21 protein-coding genes and 1 pseudogene are annotated in these 23265 nt (G+C 59.3%); 9 read left to right on the top strand and 13 right to left on the bottom strand.

The window, feature by feature from the left end:
• Position 1: 1 nt before the first annotated feature.
• From Enr8_RS19415 to Enr8_RS19400, 4 genes and pseudogenes are all read right to left on the bottom strand, one after another.
• Positions 2-400 carry a peptidase associated/transthyretin-like domain-containing protein gene (locus tag Enr8_RS19415; protein ID WP_146434661.1) on the bottom strand — a complete coding sequence of 133 codons (399 nt, stop codon included), beginning with the start codon at positions 398-400 and terminating at the stop codon, positions 2-4.
• 102 nt (positions 401-502) lie between these two features.
• The gene (locus Enr8_RS19410; protein WP_146434658.1) at positions 503-1435 is read right to left on the bottom strand and encodes a DUF1559 family PulG-like putative transporter; all 933 of its coding nucleotides are present in this window, start codon (positions 1433-1435) and stop codon (positions 503-505) included.
• Positions 1436-1490: 55 nt separating this feature from the next.
• Positions 1491-1568 (bottom strand): annotated as a pseudogene (locus Enr8_RS26450) (prepilin-type N-terminal cleavage/methylation domain-containing protein); the annotation flags it as partial.
• A gap of 342 nt (positions 1569-1910) precedes the next feature.
• On the bottom strand, positions 1911-3062 hold the full coding sequence (locus Enr8_RS19400) for an aminotransferase class V-fold PLP-dependent enzyme (protein WP_146434656.1): 1152 nt from the start codon (positions 3060-3062) through the stop codon (positions 1911-1913).
• 265 nt (positions 3063-3327) lie between these two features.
• Here Enr8_RS19400 and Enr8_RS19395 point away from each other — a divergent pair, with 265 nt between their 5' ends.
• Positions 3328-3510, top strand: coding sequence for a hypothetical protein (locus Enr8_RS19395; RefSeq protein ID WP_146434654.1), 183 nt, complete (start codon positions 3328-3330; stop codon positions 3508-3510).
• A gap of 6 nt (positions 3511-3516) precedes the next feature.
• Here the strand turns inward: Enr8_RS19395 and Enr8_RS19390 are convergent, their stop codons facing one another.
• Positions 3517-4218: a hypothetical protein gene (locus tag Enr8_RS19390; RefSeq protein WP_146434652.1), complete on the bottom strand. Its 702-nt coding sequence runs from the start codon at positions 4216-4218 to the stop codon at positions 3517-3519.
• Between the two features lie 253 nt (positions 4219-4471).
• On the opposite strand from Enr8_RS19390, the gene Enr8_RS19385 reads away from it, so the two are divergent.
• Complete coding sequence (locus Enr8_RS19385) at positions 4472-5539, top strand: prenyltransferase/squalene oxidase repeat-containing protein (protein WP_146434650.1); 1068 nt, start codon at positions 4472-4474, stop codon at positions 5537-5539.
• 46 nt (positions 5540-5585) lie between these two features.
• On the opposite strand, the gene cobA is transcribed toward Enr8_RS19385, so the two are convergent.
• On the bottom strand, positions 5586-7112 hold the full coding sequence (cobA, locus tag Enr8_RS19380; protein WP_146434648.1) for a uroporphyrinogen-III C-methyltransferase: 1527 nt from the start codon (positions 7110-7112) through the stop codon (positions 5586-5588).
• Between the two features lie 188 nt (positions 7113-7300).
• Between cobA and Enr8_RS19375 the strand changes: the two genes are divergently transcribed.
• From Enr8_RS19375 to Enr8_RS19355, 5 genes are all read left to right on the top strand, one after another.
• Positions 7301-8743 carry a tetratricopeptide repeat protein gene (locus Enr8_RS19375; protein ID WP_146434646.1) on the top strand — a complete coding sequence of 481 codons (1443 nt, stop codon included), beginning with the start codon at positions 7301-7303 and terminating at the stop codon, positions 8741-8743.
• An 88-nt stretch (positions 8744-8831) separates the two neighbouring features.
• Complete coding sequence (gene rpsT, locus Enr8_RS19370) at positions 8832-9107, top strand: 30S ribosomal protein S20 (protein ID WP_146434644.1); 276 nt, start codon at positions 8832-8834, stop codon at positions 9105-9107.
• 203 nt (positions 9108-9310) lie between these two features.
• The gene (locus Enr8_RS19365; RefSeq protein WP_146434642.1) at positions 9311-10087 is read left to right on the top strand and encodes an SDR family NAD(P)-dependent oxidoreductase; all 777 of its coding nucleotides are present in this window, start codon (positions 9311-9313) and stop codon (positions 10085-10087) included.
• Between the two features lie 92 nt (positions 10088-10179).
• Positions 10180-10539, top strand: coding sequence for an STAS domain-containing protein (locus Enr8_RS19360; protein WP_186767749.1), 360 nt, complete (start codon positions 10180-10182; stop codon positions 10537-10539).
• Entirely contained in the window at positions 10532-11785 is a 1254-nt protein-coding gene (locus tag Enr8_RS19355) for a GspE/PulE family protein (RefSeq protein ID WP_146434637.1), read from the top strand. Before Enr8_RS19360 ends, Enr8_RS19355 begins: the two co-directional genes overlap by 8 nt.
• 145 nt (positions 11786-11930) lie before the next feature.
• On the opposite strand, the gene Enr8_RS19350 is transcribed toward Enr8_RS19355, so the two are convergent.
• From Enr8_RS19350 to rnr, 7 genes are all read right to left on the bottom strand, one after another.
• Complete coding sequence (locus tag Enr8_RS19350; RefSeq protein WP_146434635.1) at positions 11931-12956, bottom strand: hypothetical protein; 1026 nt, start codon at positions 12954-12956, stop codon at positions 11931-11933.
• Positions 12957-13180: 224 nt separating this feature from the next.
• Positions 13181-13915 (bottom strand): acireductone synthase, encoded by a 735-nt coding sequence (gene mtnC / locus Enr8_RS19345; protein ID WP_146434633.1) that lies wholly within the window; start codon positions 13913-13915, stop codon positions 13181-13183.
• Positions 13912-14493, bottom strand: a complete 582-nt coding sequence (locus Enr8_RS19340; RefSeq protein WP_146434631.1) for a 1,2-dihydroxy-3-keto-5-methylthiopentene dioxygenase — start codon at positions 14491-14493, stop codon at positions 13912-13914. Before Enr8_RS19340 ends, mtnC begins: the two co-directional genes overlap by 4 nt.
• A gap of 40 nt (positions 14494-14533) precedes the next feature.
• Positions 14534-15262, bottom strand: a complete 729-nt coding sequence (gene mtnB / locus Enr8_RS19335; RefSeq protein WP_146434629.1) for a methylthioribulose 1-phosphate dehydratase — start codon at positions 15260-15262, stop codon at positions 14534-14536.
• A gap of 79 nt (positions 15263-15341) precedes the next feature.
• Positions 15342-15917 (bottom strand): tRNA-(ms[2]io[6]A)-hydroxylase, encoded by a 576-nt coding sequence (gene miaE / locus Enr8_RS19330; protein ID WP_146434627.1) that lies wholly within the window; start codon positions 15915-15917, stop codon positions 15342-15344.
• Positions 15918-16056: 139 nt separating this feature from the next.
• Positions 16057-16386, bottom strand: coding sequence for a hypothetical protein (locus Enr8_RS19325; RefSeq protein ID WP_146434625.1), 330 nt, complete (start codon positions 16384-16386; stop codon positions 16057-16059).
• 341 nt (positions 16387-16727) lie between these two features.
• Positions 16728-19025: a ribonuclease R gene (gene rnr / locus Enr8_RS19320; protein WP_146434623.1), complete on the bottom strand. Its 2298-nt coding sequence runs from the start codon at positions 19023-19025 to the stop codon at positions 16728-16730.
• 494 nt (positions 19026-19519) lie between these two features.
• On the opposite strand from rnr, the gene Enr8_RS19315 reads away from it, so the two are divergent.
• Complete coding sequence (locus Enr8_RS19315) at positions 19520-21835, top strand: DUF1592 domain-containing protein (RefSeq protein ID WP_246120158.1); 2316 nt, start codon at positions 19520-19522, stop codon at positions 21833-21835.
• Positions 21819-23138, top strand: coding sequence for a DUF1552 domain-containing protein (locus tag Enr8_RS19310; protein WP_146434619.1), 1320 nt, complete (start codon positions 21819-21821; stop codon positions 23136-23138). The genes Enr8_RS19315 and Enr8_RS19310 overlap by 17 nt, the downstream gene beginning before the upstream one ends.
• Positions 23139-23265 lie beyond the last annotated feature (127 nt).

Raw genomic sequence — 23265 nt, 5'->3', positions numbered from 1 at the left:
GCTATTTCGCTTTGGTCGTCAACGCGAAGTCGATTTGATTCTTCTGATCGGGAGCAACATTGGCGGTCAGTTTGCCCGCCTTTCCATATTGCCGCGGAACCATCACCGCTGGCGTCGCCTGGCCGGGGGCCGGTTCGTTGGCGATCGTAACTGCGTGCTCACCGATCAGCGCTCCTTCGATGTCGGTCGTATAGACCAAGTGATAGTGCCCGGCGTCATCGGTTCTGCCATAAGATGACTTCCCGGATGGTATCGGCGCGAACGTAATCGTCGCCGAGTCGGCCGGTTTCCCGTCGACAGTGACCGTGCCGGTAACTTCCGAGATATTTGCCGGGCTAGCTGGCCGGCATCCGACGATGATGGCAGCTGCAAATAGTAACGCGAAAATTTGGCTTTTCATCCAAGTTCTCTCCCAAGGTGGTCGCGGTCGGCGACATGCGTGTTTCGACGAAGCGCGCGGCCGTTACTCTGTAGCCGCGCGTCGAGATTTTTCAGGAACGGCCTAGAACTGGTCGACGACAAATCCATCGTGCCGATTCGCCAAGTTCTCTAGCACGTTGTTGTCGACGAATTCGTCCGGCTTGTGATCGACCGTCTCGGAGATGAAGTGAACCGAACCGTCGCAAAAGACGAACTGCACGCCGCCAGGATGCGCCGAGCGATACGCGGTGTTGATCCAGGTCGCGCTGTTGCCCCACCAGCCCCCTTGCGACCACCAACTGTTGCCGGGGTAGTTGATCGCAAAGTAGGTGACGACGTGATTAGAAATCGTGCTGCTGGAAGTGCCGGTGCTGCAAGACCAGAGCCCGCCGGTGACGTGCGAAGCGCGCGAGTCTTTCTCGTTATCGGGGTTTCCTTCGTGGAAATCGGATTGCTCGCCGAACATGGCCGTATTGGACGTACCATCGGTGATGTCCTGAAAGCCGACGATCGAGCCTTGAAATTGCGGCGGCGGATAGTCACGCAAGATCATCGGGATCACGCCGTTGTCGCAGTTGATGCCGCTATAGTCCCAGAATGCCCGCGGATTCCAGTCACCAACCGTACCGCCGACAAAAGCACAGCCGCCGTTGGAAGCGTAGTCGGTGATTTGAACTTCAATTTCCGCCGGAGCGCCCAGCGCTTGCGTCGGACCATTGGTGGCGTACTTGCGGGTAGTCGGCAGCGGGCTCGAAGGGCAGTTGAAGACGGGAGCACGCAGCTGCGCGGCCGCTTGCCAATGCCGCGCTGGCGCCGCCCAGCTGGCGTTCATCATGTCGAACGACGAGTTGATGAAGAAGGAGCTATCGGCGGCTGCGCTCAATTCGAGCGCCGGCATGATGCGGACCAGCCAAGAGGCTTTTCGGCCCCAGCCTTCGGCCGTGCTGTTTTCGCCAAACCCGGCCGGCGGCAGCGCCTGGTTGACGTCGTGGTAGATATGAGCGGCTAACGCCATCTGCTTTAGATTGTTGCACGGCCGGCAGCAGCAGTGCGATCAGCACGCCGATAATGGCGATGACGACCAACAGCTCGACCAGCGTGAATGCATCACGCCGCGTCACGCCAAAGGCTTGTTCGTTTTCAGTCATTTTGAAGGACTCCTCAACTTCATCGGAAAGATAATGAAAGATGATTCTGTGAGGCGCCAAGGCGTCGCTAGACGCTTGGGTCGAATTGCACGAATGGCAAACGACATTCCTTCGAGACGATCGTTGTTAAATAACGAAGGTGATAGGAGATTGTTGATGATATGTTAGGAGCTAATCGAAGTGTATCACGCAGGTTTTTTGCAAAAAGCGTTTCGCCTACGTCGCTGCCGCGGTTTTCGTAAGATCATTCCATCATCGGGGGCGCCTATCCCTCTCAGGCGTATTTTGTGCACAGGGTATTGGCGGCGGTTGGCTGGAAAATCAGCGGATGGCGACCCGCCATCAAACGCTGCGCAGCGCCTCTACCAGGCGGTCGACATCTTCCTCGTTGGTGTAGGCGTGCGGACTGATCCGCAGCCGACCGCCGCGCACGCTGAGCGCGACCTTTGCGTCGACGCAAAGGTTTCGCAGTTGATTCGGGTCTTGCCCCGGGAACTCAAAGGAGATGATCCCAGAGCGTTTATCTCCCTCACGATCCGAGAAAATCGACGCCCCAATCGACTGCAAACGCTCGACCGCCAAGTCGCCGATTTCCAAGACGCGGTCGCCGACGGCGCTTTGCTCGGCGCCGGCGCCAAGCTCCATTAACAGGTCCAAGCTGCCGCCGAGCGCCATGTAGCCGATCATATTTTTCGAGCCTCCTTCAAATCGCCGCGCGCTATCGGCGAACTCGAGCGCGATCCGGTCGTAGTCGTACGGTTTGACCATACTCGACGGACCAACGAAGAGCGGACGGACTTTGTCGAGGTGCTCGCGGCGGATGTAGAACATGCCGACTCCCTCCGGCGTCATCAGCCACTTCTGACTGGTCGAAGCGAAGAAGTCGACGCCGGTCGCTTTGACGTCGAACGGGAAAACGCCGAGCGCCTGAATCACATCGACAAACATCAGCGCCCCATGGGCATGGACCATCTCGGTCAGCTTGGCGATGTCGAGCCGATAACCGGTTGCGAACGCGACCCAACTGACGGCGACGATACGGGTGGTCGAGTCGATCGCGGCGACGATGTCGTCGAGCGTCGGTCCGGCGCCTTCGACTTGCACCTGACGGACTTCGACGCCGATGCTCTCCAGATGCATCCAGGGATACAGATTGGCGGGGAATTCGTTATTGAGCACAACGACGCTGTCCCCCGGTTTCCAGTCAAAACCTCCGGCGACCAGCGACACCCCATGGGTCGTGTTGGGGAGCAGGGCGATCTCGTCCGTATCGGCGTTGACCAGGCTGGCGATCTTACTGCGGGTCTTTTCGACCGCTCTGGCCCAGTCAGGCCAATGGAGATTTCCGCCGGCGGCCGCCTGGTCGACGTACTGACGGATCAGATTGGCCGTTCGCCGGGGGAGGGGGGAAACCGACGAGTGATCGAAGTAGGCCCACTCCGGCGCGATGGTCATCTCTTGACGAAATTGGTCCCAGGGGGTGGGCAGACTCATGTGTTTGGCGTTCCAAAAGCTTGCGAGCGAAATAGTTACGGCGTACTATAAGGACCTCTTCGCCGGTTGCAAAACCCCCGGCCGTCATCAATAATCCTCGTTTCTGCCTCCTCCACGATGCCGGGACTTCCCACGCAAGTTGTTGCGTGAAAGGACTTTTCTCACGCTGGGCGTGACATCTGGCGGAGGCGAGTTATACTACACCGTCTGGGAAATCTGGGAAAAATTCACCAGGTTTGTGCAGGGGCCAAACAGGAGTCGCCGCATGCCGAAAGCGCTAACAATCACGGGAATGGCTATCTCCATTCTCATTTTCTTGGTGTTTGCGCTCGATTTGGCGATTGGAGTTCCCTTCCAATCGGTTAGCACCACGATGGATATCGCCTTCGTGGTCGGATCCGCCGTTCTCGCCTTTCTCGCGTTTACTACCTTCCGCGAGCTAAAATAGCGGCATTTAGGCCGCTTTGACCGGGGAAGCTTCCAGCTGGCTGGCGCAATTGGCCAGCGTTTCTACCGAGCCCCCCCGATCGCGAAACTTCGCCGCGAAGTCGATGGCCCGCAGCGCCTGATCGGTCGCCCACGGACCGGCGTTGGCGACCGTTTCGCCGCAAATCCGCATCACTTGGGCTGGCGTCGGCTTGGCAAAATCAAAACGTTGCGGCAGCCACTCGGTCAGCCTCGCCAGAAAAGAGGGAGCCTGGATGTTGGGCTCAAACCAGAGCGTGCCATTCTGGTGAGATGCGCCCGGCAATGTGGCGCCATTGCCGCGGATCGCCAAGATTCCAGCACTGCGGAGGGCGGACGCGTGATCTAGCCCCAGCGGCCCGTGCGCGAATACGGAGCGGACCGAATCGCCCGCCAGACGGCGAACTTCTCCCACCAAGCCGCTGCCCCCCCACTGGCGCCAGTCGCCGCTCGGCTGCATCAGTAGGGCCGTCTCATGCTGGGGATCGGACGAAATCCAGTCGGCAAGTTGGCCGTATCCGGGGCGCGAGAGACCAAATGTCGCTGGAATTTGGCGTATGGCCAGATGGCTGAGCAGTTTCCGCGCGACCTCGTGCAGGCGACGATGGTGGGCTAGTTGCAGCGAGGGGGCCGAGAGATGGAGGTCGATCGTAAGTACCAGGCGGTTGGTTAACATCCCTCCGAGTCGCATAGAATTCTCCCTGCCCAATGAGCTGACTGAACTATTTTTGGATCGGTCGCGCCGATTATGCGGGTGAGGGTTTCGGGCGAATCTCCACTCGGGCAGGGCGGGGCAAGTGGCGAGCATACGTCGACTTTGCGGGCGGATTGGCGGAAATGAACCAATCGGCCCGTTTCTGCGACGAAGGAATTAGATAGCCGTAAGCTGCGGAATGAGCCACAATAAGGGAGAGGAAAGATCCGCCGCTTTCCAAAGGATGCCGATGACTGACAGATTAAATCGCCGAGCCGCTCTTCGTTGTCTGGCCGCAGGTCTACCTTTGGCCGCAGGATTTGCGGGCAATTCGTCGCTGCAGGCGGCTGACTCGGCGCTCAAGACAAGCTGGCTGACCTCCACGCGGAAAGGACTCGACTGGGTCGCCCGCACGCAAACCCGCGTCGGTCATTGGGCCAGTCAGGCCTATCCGACCGCGATGGCCGCGTTGGCGGGAACGGCCCTGATCGCCTCTGGTTCGACCACCACCCAAGGTCCGTACGCCAAAAACATCCGCCGCGTCACCGACTTCATCTACAGCAAACGGCGCGACAACGGTCTGATTGGCGATCCGCTGACCGACAATCGTTACACCTACGGCCACGGCTTCTCGATGCTCTTTCTCTCCCAGGTGTTGGGGGAAGAGGAAGATGAAGAAAGAAGAGAAGAGCTGATCAACACCTTGACCAAGGCGGTGGAGTTTACCGTCTCGGCCCAGACTACTTCTGGCGGTTGGGGATACGTCAGCGCGAAAGATGGCAACGACTTCGACGAAGGTTCGACCACCATCACCCAGGTGCAAGGCCTGCGCGGCTGTCGTAACGCCGGCATCGTGGTTCCGTCCGAAGTAGTTGAACGGGCCAAGCAGTACATCTACGGTTGTCAGAATCCGGATGGCGGCATCTCGTACAGTTCGAAGAATCGCGGCACGTCGCGTCCGGCGATCACCGCCGCGTCGGTTTGTTGTTTGCAGAACGCCGGCGAGTATGGTGGCGAAGTGGTCGACAAGATGATCAACTACTGCAAAGACAACCTGCACCAGATCCAAACGCAACAACAAGCGTTCAGCCATTGGCACTACACGTATCTCTATTACGCCCAGGTCGTCTATCGCGAAGGTTTCCGTGATCGCGAATTTTGGGAAGCGTTCCGTGATCGACTCTACGGCGAGATCGTTCGCAAGCAACGCAACGACGGCGCCTGGGACGACACGACCGTCGGCCCAATCTACGTCACGTCATGCAACCTGATCATGATGCAGTTGGACTACGGGTTCCTGCCGATCTATCAGCGGTAGGAGAGGACTTGGCGCCATGCACCCAATCTCCGTCGCCAAGCTCGAGCTACTTACCGGCGACGTGTTGTAGCAGCGCTTCGAGCACGCCGTCCATCGTGTAGACGCTCGCTTCGACGGCCGGTTCGGCGCCTACTTCTCGCAGCGCGCCCGATGTGATCGGGCTGATCGTGACGAACTTCGTCTCTTTGGCTCGCTCGCCCAATAGCCGGACCGTCGCTCGGGCGATGGCGCTACTGGTGACAAGCACGTAGTCGATTGGCTGCTCATCCCAGGCTTCGAGTAGCTCGGGCGAAAGCTCCACGGTATCGACGCTTTGGTAGACGACGATCTCGGTAACCTCGCCTCCGGCGGCGGTCAGGCCGTTGGGCAACACGTCGCGACCGCGACTGGCTCGTGGTAACAGGAACCGCTGGCCGGCGGCTTCGTCTTGCAGAGCGGCGACCAGCGCTTCGGCCCGGTATTCACCTGGGATGACGTCAGCCGTCAGGTAGTAGTCAGCCAGCGTGTCGGCGGTGCCGGGGCCAATGGCTGCGATCCGCAGATGGCCGACCGCGCGGAGGTCGTCTCCCAATTCAAACAGCCGATCAAGAAAGTAGCGGACGCCGTTGGCGCTGGAGAAGACCAGCCAATCGTAGTCGTGCAAACCGCCAATCGCCGCGTCGATCGGGCGCCAATCGAGCGGCGGCGAGATTTGAATCGCCGGTTGCAGATAGACGTCGGCGCCCAGTTCGGCCAGCGTGTGGGCCAAATCGTCGGCTTGGTGTTCAGGCCGGGTGATCAAGATCCGCTCACCGAACAACGGTCGCTGCTGAAACCAGTTGTCAGCTGACGCTTGGCGCGCCACTTCGCCAACGACGACGATCACCGGCGGGCGGATTTCGGAGCCGGAATGGAGCAAATTGCCGATCTCGCCCAGCGTACATTGGTACGTTTCCTGATCGGGCCAACTGCAGCGGCGGATGATCGCACAGGGCGTCTCGGGCGACTTGCCGCCGTCGATCAATCCGGCCGACCAGACCGGAGCCGAAGTGACCCCCATGTACATCACCAGCGTGCCGGGGAACTTGGCCAATGCCGAATAGTCGATGGCGTCGTCTGACTTGCCTGGCTTTTCGCGGCCGGTGACCAGGGCGACCGCCGAGGCGAACCGCGAGTCGGTAACCGGAACGCCGGCACAAGCGCCTGCCGCCAAAGCGGTGGTGACGCCGGGAACGATTTCAAACGGGACGTCGTTTTGCTTGAGCGCTTCGATCTCGTCGGCCGCCCGGGCAAAGACGGTCGGGTCGCCGCTCTTTAGTCGCACCACATGCCGCCCCTGCTTGGCGGCGTCGACCATCGCCTGGTTGATCTCGGCCTGCGACCAGAGCTTTCCCTGACCGTGTCGCCCTAGGCAGTGGAGCTCGGCGTCGTCTCGCACATGCCGCAGGTGAGCTGAATTAGCCAGGTAGTCGTACAGGACGACGTCGGCGTCCGCTAACAGTTCGACGCCACGTAAAGTAATAAATCCGGCGTCGCCCGGACCTGCGCCAACGAGGGAGGCCTTACCAGGAGCGTGAGTGGCGTTTTCCGGCATTCCGATTTTCGGGGGTTGGGGAGCCTGTTTTCTCTCGATTGAACCCGGGACGAGCAAGTTTCACAAGACGCCAACTTCTTGTTTACCAAGAACTTGGCACGATTACCCTGGTACAGCTAGAATAACGATTCGTCGCGGTTATGGTGGCGGTAGACCAGTTTTTCTTCTGATAGTGGATAAATAGCGACGTGGACGGGCAGAACGCGACGGCCGATTCAGCGGCCTACGAGATCACTCCAGCCAAGCGAAAACGTTTGCAGTCGGTGTTTGATCATGCGACCGGCATGATGAAGCAGCAAAAGTACGACTTCGACTATGCGCATAGCCTGTTAGGGGAGTGCGTGAAGTCGGATCCGGCCAATCTGATCTACGCCGAAAAGATGATGGAGAATCTGGAGCGGAAGTTCAAAGGCAAGAAACCAAAGGGCCTGTTCGGAGCGTTCGGCGGTCGCGGGATCAAAAAGGCGCTGGCCTCCAAGAATTGGGCCGAGGTCCTGGGCCAGGGAGTCGACATGCTGAAGTCGAACGCCTGGGACGCGGCGGCGCTGGTGCCAATGGTCGACGCCTGTGCCGAGTTGCGCTGCCACGAGGTTGGCCTGCTGTTCATGAAGTACGCCACCGACGGTTCGCCCAACGACATCGAAGTTCGCCGGCATTGTGCCCGGTATCTCGGCAGCGTGGGCCAATTTGACCAGGCGATGGCGGTCTGGCACTTCATCAACGAGAAGACCCGCGGCGACGACGAAGCGAACAAGATGATCTCGCAGCTGACGCTCGACAAAGAGCGGATCCGTCAGGGATTGCCGACGATCACCAACAAAATCGACGTTCGCCCCGGCGAAAAGCCGCGGCCCCGGCCGAAGTCGGTCCAGGAAGAGGCGAAGTCCGAGAAGCCGAAAGTGGCGATCGAGCTGAACGAAAAGCAGATTCTCGATCGCGTGATCCTCGCCAGTCCCGAGAAGGTCGAGAACTACCTGAAACTGGCCGACCTGTGGCAGAAAGACGACAAATACCACGAAGCGGAGCTGGTGATGAAAAAAGCCCAGGCCGCCATTGGACAGTCGCTGCAGATCATCCAAAAGTTTGAAGATATCCGGATCAACCGGGCTCGCCATCGCTACGAAGTCGCCGAAAAGCAGTTTGAGGCCGGCAAGACCGCTGAAAGCCGCAAACTGGCCGACGACCTGAAGGATGAGTTGAATCGAACCGAACTCGAAATCTACCAAACCCGGGCCGAGCGTCACCCCGACGACAAGAAACACCTCTACGAGTACGGGTTACGGCTAAAACGGGCCGGCAATCTGGACGAGGCGATCGAGGTCTTCGATCAGGTGATCGAGGGAGATGAAAAAATGCTGGCGATCGCCAATCTGGGGAAGGGGGAGTGCCTGCAGGCGAAAAAGAAGTACCACACCGCGATGGAGTGCTTCGAGGAAGCCCTAAGTTACAGTGAGCACTTGAGTTCCGAACGCCACAAGCAGTTGCTGTACCGGTCGGGGGTGCTGGCCATGGGGCTGGGAGAACACTCCGACGCCAAGGCTTACTTCAAGCGACTGAAAAAAATGGACCCTGGCTACCGAGATATCGATTCGAGGCTAGACAAGGTCCGAAAAATGTTGCAAGATAAGTAGCTTCGCATTGAGAACAAATTGTCCGCGGATAAGAATGCGGCCTCGTTTCTAGGAAATAAGAGGCCGCCCGCAAGGGAAATCAGGATCCATGCCCAATACCAAGAGCGCCAAGAAACGCCTCCGTCAAAACGAAGTTCGTCGTGCCCGCAATCGCGCCATCAAGTCGGTGCTGCGTCACCAGATTCGTAAGGTCCGCACTGCGATCGCCGCTGGCGACGCCGCCACGATGGACGCCGAACTGAAGGCCGCCGTGAAGCGTCTCGACAAGACGGCCGCCGCCGGCGTCATCCACGCCAACGCCGCCGCTCGCGTGAAGTCGCGTCTGAACGCCGCCGTCAAGGCTGCCAAGACCGCCAAGGCGTAGTTTGCAGGGGCCTGCTTGGGGGCAAGCAGTGCGCTTTCGCGCCATTCTCAAATCACGGAAAACCGACCGTTCATGACCGGTCGGTTTTTTTTTCGCGCGCTGCCGATCGCGAGCAAACCAAACGACGAGACTGTTTCTTCTGCGTCACAGTCGTGTTAAAACCGGGGAATCTCTCTTCCGCTTTCCCCACAAGGCTCCTCGCTATGACGCTCGCGTCCCTGCTCGAACTCTCTAGCCGCACGGCGCTGGTCACCGGCGGCAGCAAAGGTATCGGCAAGGCGATTGCCCGCGGACTGGCCGAGGCTGGCGCCGACGTTTGCATCACGGCGCGACACGCGGACGAACTGGAAGCGGCGACGCGCGAGATTGGCGCAGGACTTGACGTGCGGGTCGCCTGGCGAGTGTGCGACATGGCGGACCGGGCCGAAGTCGACGCGATGGCCGACTGGGTGTTGGGAGAGTTTGGTAAGGTCGACATCCTGTTCAACAACGCTGGCACCAACCAGCCGCAGACGTTGGTCGAGACGACCGACGAAAGTTGGGACCGCGTGCTGGAGATCAACTTCACCAGCTGCATGCGACTGGCCCGCAAATTGACTCCGGGGATGATCGAGCGGGGCTGGGGACGGATCATCCATCTCTCTAGCGTGATGGCGGTTGCGTCTAATTCGGGACGGGGAAACTACTCCGGCACAAAAGCGGCGCTCAGCGCGATGTCTCGAGCGCACGCCCTGGAGTTGGGGCCACATGGGATCACCGTCAACTGCCTGGCGCCGGGACCGATTGCGACCGAGCTGCCGATGAGCCTGCTCAATGATGAACAAAAAAAGCGTTTCTCGGAACGAACGGCGGTCAAACGCTGGGGAGAGACGCAAGACCTGGTGGGGCCGGCGCTATTGCTGGCCTCCGACGCCGGCGCTTACATTACCGGCACGACCCTCTTGGTCGAAGGGGGAATGCTTTGCCGGACGTTTGATTAAGAAATCACGACTTTGAAGAGATGTTCGTTTTCTCTTCATACGGCCGTGATATAAACGGTCGTTTGCCTGCGATTGACAACAGGGCCGAAGCTATGGAATTGCATGTCGTTTCCCACGACGAGAATATTGTCCAGGTCGCCGTTTCGGGACGCGTAACCCAAGATGGTTCGATGCGCGAGACCGAACCGCTCTCGGCGTTGATCGGCATCGACGCCTATCAGCGAACGGTCCTGCTGAACATGCAGGAAGCCGACATCATCGATTCGAGCGGAGTCGGTTGGCTGTTGACCTGTCACAAACAATTTGAAGAAGCGGGCGGCAAGTTGATCTTGTTTAATATGCCGCCGATCGTCGCGAACGTTTTCAAGTTGATGCGGCTCGACAACTTCTTCCACATTGTCGCCAACGGTGAAGTCGCCATGCAATTGGCGAAAGGAGAGCATCATGAATGAAAGCGCCGTAAGCCGTGGTCCCGCTGCCCCCGACTTTGCCAAAGTCGACCTGAATAGCGTCGAGCCCGATGTCGCCGTCAAGCTGCTGATTCACCAAGCCGCCGAGATGCAGGCCAGCGACTTGTTTATCTTGGCAGGCGAAGGTACCGTCCAAGTGGCGGTCCGGCAGTGGGGACGGATGAAAGTCATTCGCGACGTCCCAGCCGATCAGGGACGTTCTTGGATTAGTTACCTGAAGGCGATGAGCTCGATGGACATCGCCGAACGGCGTCGTCCGCAAGATGGTCGCTGGATCTTCAGTGATCAAGGCAAAAAGCTCGATCTACGTTTGAGTCTGTTGCCGACGCTGTATGGCGAGGACTTGACGGTCCGCTTGCTCGATCGGAACTCCAGCTTGCTCTCGGTCGAACAACTGGGACTGAACCGGCACGATCGGCAAGGAATCATGTCGATGATTCAGGCCAACTCCGGCTTGATCCTGGTGACCGGTCCGACCGGAACCGGCAAGACGACGACGCTGTACGCTTGCTTGCAGTTTCTGAACGACGGCAAACGCAAAATCAACACGCTGGAAGATCCGGTCGAGTTTTCGCTCTCGGGGATTCGCCAGTCGCAGGTCGCCCCGAAAATCGGACTCGACTTTTCGGAGCTATTGCGAAGCGTGATTCGTCAGCAGCCTGACGTGATCATGATCGGTGAGATCCGTGATGCGGAGACCGCCTCCACCGCCGTTCGCGCGGCCAATAGCGGTCACCTGGTTTTCGCCACGCTGCATGCGCCGGTTGCCGCGGCCGCGGTGCAAAGCATGTTGTCGCTCGATGTGAATCCGCACTTCCTGGCCAGTGGGCTTCGCGGCGTCTTGTCGCAGCGATTGGTCCGGGTTCTGGATCCCAAGACCCGCATTCCGTACGAACTGGGGCCTGGCGGCGCTGCGGCGACCTTTGGCGACATTCAAGAGATGCTTGAGCCGGGCGAAGGGGAAGTCTTCTACGGCCCCGACCCGACGGCGGCGAACGAAGGTTACGTCGGCCGCACCGCAATCTTCGAGCTGATGGAAGTCACCGGCGATATCCGCCGCGCGATTTCCAGTCGCTTGCCGGCGCAAGAGCTGGAAGCGATCGCCGTACGCCACGGCATGCTCGACTTCCGCCGCGCCGCGCTCATGAAGGTCGCCCAAGGGGTGACCAGCATGGAAGAGGTGTTCAAAAATGTCCCGACCGAATATCTCGGTCTGGAAGACCAGTAGATAAGCGTGACTCACGTCAATCGTCGGTTGGGTGCAGCGCAGCGCAACCCAACAATGCGGCTGCAAGCAAAAGGTGGGTTGCGCAAGCGAGTGGCATTGGTCACATGACGCAACCTCTCGCGCTTGCTCCACCCACCCTTCAAGTTTAGCTGCCGGTGATGAACTCGTCGGTCCACATTCGCATCCGCAATTGTGCGGCGCGATAGTCGGCCGCCGCGTCTTGCACTTCCCGCGGCAAGCGGTAAAGTTCGTCGGCCGGCCAGGTCGTCAGGTCGGTCGGGTCGAGCTTCGGCCCATGGTTGGTTCGGCCATGCTTGACCAGCGAGACCAGTTGATCGATCGGCGAGTGACGCGTCGCTTTCTCGATCACGCCGCGGTACTGAACGGTGGTCGCTCGCAACATTCGCTCGCAGGCGACGTAGTTCTCGGCCGCGCGTTTGGCATCGGCGTTGATGTCCAGATACAGCGCGACGCGAAACGCCTGGCGAGCGAAGGTGCGACGGCTATCGAGCGGCGAGAGGCTCGAAGATTCTTCGCCGAGCGCTTCGCAGTAGACGCTGGCCAGCCCGCGGGTCCAGTTGCCCGGTACGCGGAAGACGCAGGTATATTCCTTGGCGCCTTCCAGCGTCGATTGCCGGGCCGGCTTCAGTTTGAAGTAAACGCCGGCGCCGCGGTGGATCGTGCCGCTGGCGGCGATCAGCTCGACCGGCGAACGCAATTCGTACTTGGTGGTGACCGCGTCCTTACGGCTGGCCCCGCCGCTGATGTTGCCGCTGACGATGCCGTCGTATTTGCCGGTCAGGTTGGCGCCCAGTGAAGAATCGCTTTCCTTCTTGCGTTCGATCTGCATCCCGCCGGTCAACTTGTTTTCGAGCGTGGTGCGCGGCGAGTAGTCGACGACGGTCATGCGGGGATCGCCGCTTTCGATGCGAATGACGAACTGCAGCAGATCGTTCTCGGCTTCGTAGGCGACCAGCGACGAAACGACGAACTTCGCTTCAATCAGCTTTTCGTCGCCGACATAGTCGTCGGGCGTGACGTCGCGACAAGCGATCCGATAACCGACGTCAAAATTGACCGGGCCAGCGCTGGCTAGCGTGGCCGACGATAGCGTCGCCAGCGTGATCAATAAGCCGAACGGGACCGAAACGAACGAAGATTTCGCCAACATTCTTGCCTCCTGCGGAAAGCGTAAGTGCTACCGTGCGATTGGCGGGAATGCCTGGCTGCGATTCCTTGCAGCGGCGGCTGACCTTCAGCCGCGAGACTTGCTTACCTCGTCATTGAGATTCAAAGCATTGCCGATTAAATACCGGCCCAATGGTAAGCGGCGACCGATACGCGGCAAGGTCCCCGTCGTATCGGTCGCATAAACGTCGCAAAAAATTTTGCGTGCTAGCCGATGGATATCTGGTCGAACGATTCGATGGCGGTATGTCCATTGGCGTTTTCGACCGGCGCGTTCCCAGGGCGATAGCACAAACCGGTTCGCATTCCGGCTTCGCGCGCGGCGTCCAGTTCGGCCACGACGTCGCTTAGGAACAAGATCTGGCTCGGCTCAAAGTCGAAGTCGCCAGCGATGGTGCGATAGCTCTGCGCCTCTTTCTTGGGCCCGGTCGTTGTGTCGTAGTGCCCCTGAAACATCGGCAACAGATTGCCGTGATTGGTGTGCTCGAAGAACATCTTCTGTGCGGCGACGCTGCCGGAAGAATAAATTCGCACGTCCTTGCCGGCGGCGTTCCAGCGCTCTAGGGCGTCCGGCACGTCGTCAAAGACGGCCGCGACCAGTTCGCCGGAGTCAAAGCCTGCTTTCCAGATCAAGCCTTGCAGCTGTTTTAGTCCAGTCGCTTTGACGTCGTCGTCCATCAGCCGCGTCATCTCGGCGCTGACTCGCTGCCGCTTCGCCTCTTCGGTGGCGTCGTCCTGCGTCCACTCGGCAAACGAGTCGGACCCGGCGTCCTGGGCGATATAGCGCAGGACCAATTCGAGCTCAGGCGTACCCCACGCCGACTCGAGATATGCGTCCAGCTCGCGGCGGACAAACGGAAACATCACGTCGTAAACGAAAGCGACGCTGGCAGTCGTCCCCTCGATGTCGAGCAGCAGACCGCGGCCGTAAAATTCGATCAAGGCTTCACCACCGGGTCGAGATCGTCCGCTTTCGGAATGTAGTCGGGGCCCCAGCAGAGCGGCGAATACTTTTCGTGGACGCCGGCGTCCATGTAGTGCGGAGTCCAGCCGCTGGGATCTTCAAACAGGCGAATGCAGCGAATCGTCTTTTCGTCGCACAGGGTGAACCAATGTTTCATGTTGGCGGGCACGTTGATCAAGTCGCCCGACTCGACCAGGACCGAAAAGACCGGGCCTTCCGGCGGGTTGATGTGGAAGACGCCTTGCCCTTTGACGGTGAAGCGGACTTCGTCTTCGCTGTGGGTATGTTCTTTGTCAAACTTAGCGAGCAACGCGTCGAGGTTGGGGGTCTCGGGATTGACGTTGATCACGTCGGCGGTGACGTAGCCCCCTTGGTTCTTCAGCCGTTCGATCTCCGGCGCGTACGCGGTCAAGATATCTTCATTGGTCGCTTCGGCGCCGATGCGGCCTTCGACCTCCCACTTTTCGTACCAGATGCCGTACGGCTCGAGGTATTGGCGGATCTCTTGCGGATCGGTGATGCGACGATTCTCGTCGTGAATGGTAATGCTCGCCATAGGGAGGTTTCTCCGAATATCGCTGCAGGAAATGATCGGGTTAAACGGCCGAAGCGGCGCTGCGCAGTTCGCCGCATAGCATCATGCGACGAACCACCGTTTCAAACAGAAACTCGTAAATCTCGATGTGGCGTCGCGCTTCGGCGACGTCGGCGCCCCAGGTATATAGCCCATGGCGGCGGATCAAATAGCCATGGATCGGCGGTTGCGATTGATCGGCCAACCGGGCGGCGACCTGCTCGGCCAAGACCGGAATGTCTTGCGTGTTGTCGAAGACCGGCACCCACTCGGTATGCTCGTGCGTCTTGACGCCGGCCAGACCTTTGAGCATCTCGTACCCTTCGATCGCGAAGCCTCCTTCGTCGAAGAAGTGGTCCGACAACAAGGTGCCCCAGATCGAATGGGTATGCAGAATCGCGCCGACGCCCGACCGGTGCTGGGCGGCGACCACATGCAACAGCGTCTCGGCCGATGACTTCGGCTGATCGGTGGTGGCGGAGCCGGTGACGTCGACCTGTTTGCCCTGGTCGTTGACCCGCACAAAGTCGGCCCGCGTTAACCGCCCTTTGTCCATGCCGCTAGCGGTCAGCACCAGTTGCAGCGGATCTTGCTGCAGCACGGCGCTGTAGTTGCTGCTGGTTCCGACTGACCAACCGCGCTGGAAGAAGTAAGTGCCGGTTTCGCGAAGGGCGTCAATTTCCGCTTCTTGGCCAATCAGGGCAGGGTGGGGCTGGCCGAGCGAAGCGCCCCCAAGGGAGACGTTTTCCATAAATCTTCGTCACCGTTTCTCAAAGTGCGTAAAACGCCAGTCTATCACGATTTACGGCGACCACAACCAACCGCGACTTCTAGCTGTGCATCCGGGGATTCTCGTCTCCGGTCGCGATAATCGCCGCTTCTGCCGCCGCCAGTTCGTCCAGCCGGTCCATCACCGTCTTGTCGTCGGCGTAATGCTTGGCCAGACGGACGTACGCCGAATGATGCCGGGCCTCCGACTCAAACAACTCGTCATAGAAGCTGGCCAGCGTTTTGTCCTCCAGCCGCTCGCGGAGCATGCCAAACCGTTCGCAGCTGCGGGCTTCAATCAGCCCCGCCACTAAGAGGCGGTCGACCGCTCGTTCGGGCTCATTCTTGCGGATCAGTGCGTGCAACTGTTCGCCGTAGTTGCTCGGTTTCAGTCGACGGAAGGGGATTTCCCGCTCGTGGAGCAGCGCGAGCACCATGTGAAAGTGCTCCAACTCTTCATTGACGATTTCGGTCATCGCGCGGCAGAGATCTTCGTTTTCGACATAGGCGAAGATCATGTTCATGGCGACGCCGGCCGCCTTTTTTTCGCAATGGGCGTGGTCGATCAGCAGCAGGTCAAGATGATCGCTGACCTGGGAAAACCACCGGTCGGAACTGGGCGATTGAAGATGAAGCACGATTTTGTTCTAGTCGAGAAACCAAGGGGCAAAACGCCAATGTAGGCGCCCAGCACGGTTGTCTCAAGGCGACCAGCGCACGAAAAACGCCTCGACGGCAAACGTCGAGGCGTCCGGCATTCGTTTCGCAGGCGTGAGCTTAGAAGCCGACGCCCAGCGAGAAGTTGCGGCCATTCAGGTAAAATCCGCCGCCGCCACCGCGATAGTAGGTGGGACGTTCGTACCGGTAATTGTAGAACGGCGAGGGGGCGTAGGCCCGTGTGTAAACGCGGGTCGGACCATAGCTGCGATAGACGGGCGGACCGTAGTAGGCTCGACCGTAGTAGCGACCGGGACCCGGGCCGCCGCGGTAGCCGTGACCGTGGCCATGACCACCGTGATAGTGTGGGCCCCCGGCCATCGCCGACGAAGCGCCAAACGAAAGGCCAATTGCCGCAACAGCTGCCAGTGCGATAAGGATGCGTCTCATTTTCTCATCTCCGACTATGGGGAAAAGCGGCGAGCCGAGTCCGCGCTGCTGCGCGGATTCGCTCGCGTTGGATGTATGTCAAACAGCATCGTGTTCTTCGTTTGCCGGCCGATGCTGGTTGCTCTACGTAATCGCAAGCGGCGTGCCAGTACTGCTTCGCCTGCTTGCAAACCCCCAAACGGTAACGATTTACAGAAATCGCGATTGTGCCGAAGCAAAAAGGTGGGACGATTTGTTATCGAGTTGATAACAGGATTCTCAAAATGAGCCAGCTGTCAGATCGAGATCTTGCTCGACGCTCGGCCTAACCGATTCGCCACAGATCACCGAAAAAACGGGGCCTATCGCTTCCGCTTCTTCGGCTTCCCTTTACCGCCGTGCGATTTGCCGCCCTGCGGATGCTTGGCAGGCTTGCCGCGCTGGTACGAGAAATCGTCGCTGGCCGTTCGCCCCGAAGTCGGCGAGCGGCGCTGGTGATCGGCCGCGTGCTCTTCGAGTTCGATCAGGCGGAAATCAAGTTCCCGCTTTTCGAGATCGACCCGAGCGATCGCCACTTTCAGTTTGTCGCCAAGTCGATAGGCGTTGCCGCTGCGATGACCGACCAGCGAGTGGGTGGTCCGGTCGTATTTGTAATAGTCATCCTGCAGCGAGTTGATGTTGATCAGCCCGTCCGCCGGCAACTCCAACCCTTGCACGAACAGGCCGAACGATTCGACGCCGGTGATGACCGCTTCCATCTCCATGCCGATCTTCTGGCTGAGATGGTTGAGCAGTTTGATCTTCACCAGGTCGCGCTCGGCGCTGGCGGCCCGCTGTTCCCGTTCCGAGCAATGCTCTCCCTCGGCCATCATCGCGTCGTAGTCCTGGACCGGCTTTTTGCCTTCGTCCAGTTCGTTGTACATTCGATGGATCGTCAGGTCGGGGTAACGGCGGATCGGCGACGTGAAGTGGCAGTAGCACTCGCTCGCCAAAGCGTAGTGGCCGATTTCTTCGGGACTGTAAATCGCCTTTTTCATGCTCCGCAGCGTGGCGTAGTTGACCGCCGCTTGCTCGGGCAGATCGCGAACCTTTTCGAGCACGCGGATGATCTCGAACCGGCTATGCAGGCTGTCGCATTCGATGCCGACGTCGCGGACGAATTCGGTCAGCGCTTCCAGCTTGTTTACCTCGGGCGAGTCGTGGACCCGCCGCAGGAAGAAGAGTTCTTTGTCATGCAGCTTTTCGGCGACCGCCTCGTTGGCGGCGAGCATGAACTCCTCGATGATTTGATGGCTCTCGGTGTTCTTCTCGACATGGGCGCCGGTGACCTGGCCATCTTTGTCGAGGTCGAGCTTCAACTCAGGCATGATCAGTTCGATCGAGCCCCGCTGGAAACGACGCTCGCGGAGCATCATTGCCAACTCGTGCATGTCGGCCAACAGCTTGTGGACCTGCGGCGTCAGCTTCTCTTTCCAGGCCTCGCGATCTTCCAGGTAATCGTCCACTTCTTCGTAGGTGAAGCGGCGTTTGCTTTTGATCGCACTCTTGAAGACCTCGGTATGTACCCGGGCGCCGTCGGGGGTGAACTCGATCTTGGCCGTCTTGGCGTAGCGCACCTTGTCGGGCTGCAAACTGGCCAGGTTGTTCGAGATGATCTCCGGCAGCATCGGAATTACCATATCAGGCAAATAGATGCTGGTTGCGCGGTTGCGGGCTTCGACGTCCAGCGCCGAGCCTTCCGGCACAAAGTGAGCCACGTCGGCGATGTGGACGCTCAGCACCCAGTGGCCGTTGTCGAGCCGCGTCAGGCTGATCGCATCGTCAAAGTCGCGGGCGTCAATCGGGTCGATCGTGATGATCGTCTCGGCCGTGATGTCGCGGCGACCTTCGCCGATCGACTCGTCAAACTTGTCGGCCATCTCGCGGGCGACCTCTAAAGCCGCTTCCGGAAACTCCTGCGGCAGGTCGTACTCCCGCATCACCGACAGCAGGTCGACGCCGGGCGCCCCGCGAGCGCCGAGCACTTCGACGATCACCCCTTCGCCTTCATGAAAGTGCGACGGGAAGCGGACGATCTCGATCACCACCTTGTCGTCAATCCGGGCGCCTTTGACGCCGGGGTCGCCGACCAGGATTGGTTCGGAAAAGACGTTGCCGTCGACTTGGACCAGGGCGTAACCGTGCGATTCGCCATAGGTGCCGACAAAGCGATGCGTTTCGCGTTCGACGATCTCAATCACTTCACCGCAGATCTTCGACTCGCCGGTTGACCCGCGGGTCTTAAAGAGCCGAATCCGGACGGTATCGCCGGTGGCGGCGTCGGCGGTTCGTTTGGCGGGAACGTAAATGTCGGCGGTCTTTTCGGCCGACTTGGGCGTTCCTAAGGGACGCAAGAATCCGAACCCTTTGGCGGTTCGATGAAAGCGGCCGACGATCGTTTTCGACGTTTTGGCTTTGTCAGCGCCGGCTCGTATGATCAGATGGCTTGCGCCGTAGACGATGTGCCCTTTTTTGAGAAGTCGCTTGATGGCACGCTTGAGCGTTTTGAGGTCTTCTTCCGCCAGATTGAGCTGTTTGGCGATGACTTTCGGTTTTACCGGTTGGTAAGTCGACTTTTGAATGTGGGCTAGGAGCGTTTGCTCCAGCTGTTCCAGTTCCATGAAACTCCGTTCTAAAGAAATACTTGCGGTCTCAACCCACGATCAGAATGCGGCCGGGCTCGGCGACCTTGCCGAAGAATAGGGCCCGTTGCCAGCTTGTCGGTGGGGAAACCTGCTTTACTACATATCTACTGTATCAGATCCGCAGGCATTCGCCTAAGCGCACGGCGGTAATGGCGGAAAGAATTAACTTGCTGGTATAGACCATGCCTGGGTCAGGAAAGTTCGCCAAAATATCACAGTTCATGGATGGAATTCCGACCGTAGCGGGGCGATTTGGGGCTGAAAATCTTGACAAAGGGGTGGCGAAATTGCTACCATAAACAGCGAAGAGATGGCGACTTACACCCATTTCTTTGCCTACCCGCCCCCAATGGATCGACCCACCGTCGCTTGGCGACGTACCCGGGCACGATCTTCATCCCGCCTGTTGATTAGTGATTGAGATGCCTGCGTACTCCCCTACCTCCTGCGCTCTCACCAAATGCCTAGCCATGGCGTCGGTTGGAATGTTTGCGGTCTTTGCGGCCGCCGGTTTCTCGTTGGCGGCCAAACCGGACGGGGCCGCGATCTACAAGAAGATGTGCGCCGACTGCCACGGCGAGCGGGGCGAAGGCGTCTCTGGCGCCGCCGAGAACGCGCTGCACGGGACCAAGTCGATTGAGCAAATCGCGCTCGCCATCGAAGAGACGATGCCGGAAGACGATCCGGATGCGTGTGCCGGCGAAGACGCCAAGGCGGTCGCCGCATTCATTCATGGCGAGTTTTACGCGCCGCACGCCCGCGAAACCTCGGAATCGCGGATCGAACTGGCGCACCTGACCGTCGACCAATACAACAACACGGTGGCCGACCTGATCGCCAGCTTTCGTTGGACGCCGAGTCCAAAAAAAGAACGCGGGCTGAAGACCGAGATCTTTACGAGTCGCAACTTCCGCGATCGGGCGATCGAGCGGGTCGACGGCAAGATCGACTACGATTTTGGCGCTGGCTTGCCATACGACCCCAAGAGCCTGCCGGAAAAAAAGGACGAGAAGAAGAAAGACGATAAGGATAAGACCGATTCGAACGAACAGTTTTCGATTCGTTGGCAGGGGATGGTCTTGGCCGAGGATACCGGCGACTACGAGTTCATTTTGACGACCCAGTTGGGCGCCAAGCTGTATGTCAACGACGACCGCAAGCCGCTGATCGACGAGTGGACCGCGTCGCGCGGCGAGCCGAAAGAGCACAAGCAGACGATTCGCTTGTTGGGGGGCCGCCCGTACCGGATCAAGCTGGAAGTTTACAAGTTTAAAGATGACGCCGCTTCGGTGAAGCTGGAGTGGAAGCCGCCGCGGAAAGCCCGCGACCTGCTGACCGCTCGCAACCTATCGCCCGAGTTCGCGCCGGAGCTGTTCATTTCGACCGCGCCGTTCCCGGCCGACGATTCGGTCTCGGGCTACGTGCGGGGCGTTTCGATGTCGAAGGCCTGGGACGAGGCGACCACTGCAGGCGCCTTGGAAGTTGCCGGCTACGTCGTGGATCACTTGGACGAACTGGCCAAGACGAAGGACACCGCCGCCGATCGCCGGCAGAAGGTGCGCGACTTCTGCGACAAGTTTGTGGAGCGAGCGTTCCGTCGGCCGCTGAGTGAAGAGGACAAGAAGTTCTTCATCCACGAACAGTTTAATGACGACATGGCGTTGGAGACCTCGGTCAAGCGGTGCGTCTTGCTCGCGCTAAAATCGCCGCGGTTCCTGTATACGAACCTCGAACAATCGCCGCCTGACAACTACGACGTCGTGTCGCGACTGTCGTACGCTTTGTGGGACACGATGCCAAGCGAGCATTTGTTCCGAGCGGCCAAGGAGAACTGGATTGGTCGGCCTGAGCAGATCCAGAGCGAAGCCGAAAAGATGCTGAAAGACCCGCGGGCGAAAGCGAAGCTCCGCGGCTTCTTCCACCACTGGCTGCAGTTGGATGAAAAGGAAGGGATCGTCAAAGATAGCGGCGTCTTCCCCGAGTTCAGCGACAGTCTGGCGTCGGACATGCGAACGTCGCTCGATTTGTTCGTCGAAGACGTCGTCTGGAGCGACAATTCCGACTACCGGCAGTTGCTGCTGGGAGATCGTTTGTACGTCAACGAGCGGTTGGCCAAGATGTACGAGATCCCGTTCGAGGGAGGCGACTCGTTCCAACAGGTTTCGTTCCAGCCGGAACACCGGGCCGGCGTTGTGACGCATCCTTACATGTTGTCGATGCTCGCCTACAACGAGTTTTCGTCACCGATCCATCGCGGCGTCTTTATCACGCGGCGATTGCTGGGACGTTCGCTGGCGGCGCCGCCGCAGGCGACCGAGTTTAAGGATGGCGACTTTCACAAAGATATGACGATGCGTGAGAAGGTTTCGGTGTTGACCGAGCCGGCCGCGTGCCAAGGTTGCCACAAGATCATTAACCCGCTCGGTTTCACGCTGGAGCATTTCGATGCGATCGGCCGCTACCGCGAGACCGAAGGAAAGCGAAAGGTCGACGCGACGACCGATTTCGCCACGGCCGAAGGGGACACCGTCAAGCTGGAAGGCGCCCGGGACTTGGCGAAACATATCGTCGAAAGTCGCTCGGCGCATGGCGCCTTTGTCGACCAGTTGTTCCATCACTGCGTCAAACATCCGATCAACGCGTTCGGGCCGAACGTGGGTGACGATTTGGTCACCTCGTTTGAGAAGTCGAACTACAATATCCGCAAATTGCTGACGTCGATCGCACTGGTCGCCGCTTTGCATCAACCTAATGAAGGGAGCGCTGAACATGTCGCGTCTAACTAGACGAGAATTCGTTCGCAACATGGGAGTCTCATCGGCGGCCTTGCCGCTGCTGATGAACCTGCCCAGCTTGGGAATGGCCGCCGCTTCCGATCTCCGCAAACAGCGAATGATTGTGATGTTTAGCCCCAACGGCATTATCCCTGACGCTTATTGGCCCGATCAGAAAGGCGCCGATTTCCAGCTGAAGGAAATCATGAAGCCGCTGGAGCCCTACAAGAACCAGACGATGGTGATCAAAGGGGTCAGCGATCGGGTCCGCGGCGACGGCGACAGCCACATGCGCGGTATGAGCTGCTTGTTGACCGGCATCGAGTTGTTCCCGGGCAACATCCAGGGTGGTTCGCACACGCCGGCCGGTTGGGCCAGCGGTCTGTCGATTGACCAAGAGATCAAGCGTTATCTGCAAGCGCAGGAAGCGACCCGCACCCGGTTCGGTTCGCTGGAGTTTGGCGTCAACGTCCCCGATCGGGCGAATCCGTGGACGCGGATGGTCTACGCCGGCCCCAACAAACCAGTCGCGCCGATTGACGATCCGTATCGCATGTTCGAGAAGCTCTATGGTCAGGTCAAAGACCGCGAAAGCCTGCAGAGCGTGCTCGACAAAGTGCGTCTGGACCTGAAACGCGTTGAACGCTTCGTCAGTAGCGAAGACAAGCAGCGACTGGAAGAGCACGCCGCCTTCGTCCGCCAGATGGAGCAAGAGCTGAAATCGGCCGGCGAAGAGAAGCTGGCCCTGGAAGCTCCGGTGCAGGAAGCCGGCGTTCAGCTGAAGAATGACAACATGCCGACGATCAGCAAGATGCAGATGGATTTGCTGGTCAACAGCCTGGCGAACGACATGGCCCGCGTGGCAACGCTGCAGTATACCAACTCGGTCGGCGTGGCGCGGATGAAATGGTTGGGAGTCGACGACTCGCACCACGAACTGTCGCACAAGCCGGACAGCGACGCCGACGCCAAAGAGAAGCTGATCAAGATCAACACCTGGTTCTGCGAACAGCTGGCCTACCTGGTCAAAAAGCTGGACGAAACGCCGGAACCGGACGGCAATGGTTCGATGCTCGACAACACCACGGTCATCTGGACCAACGAGCTGGGCAAGGGGAACTCGCACACGTTGGACGACGTGCCGCTGGTCTTGGTCGGCGGCGGGCTCGGGTTCAAGATGGGCCAATCGATCCAGGTGAAGAAGCAGCCGCACAATCGCCTCTGGCTCTCGTGCGCCCACGCCTTCGGCCATCATCTCGAAACCTTCGGCAACCCCGACTTCTGCGGTTCTGGCGCATTGGCGGGACTTACCTAGCTGCCTGTTGAAAAATGCCCTCGTGGCAATACTGTTCGGCACGCCCAGTCGGCATAAACAGATTTGATCCCGCCGCGAACTCTTCACGCATTTTCGCCCCGCTGCTGGACCGTGCAAGCTGCCGTTC

It is taken from the genome of Blastopirellula retiformator (genome assembly GCF_007859755.1).
In the GTDB taxonomy this organism is placed as follows: Bacteria; Planctomycetota; Planctomycetia; order Pirellulales; family Pirellulaceae; genus Blastopirellula; species Blastopirellula retiformator.
This window is presented reverse-complemented; position numbering and strand designations above follow the sequence as displayed.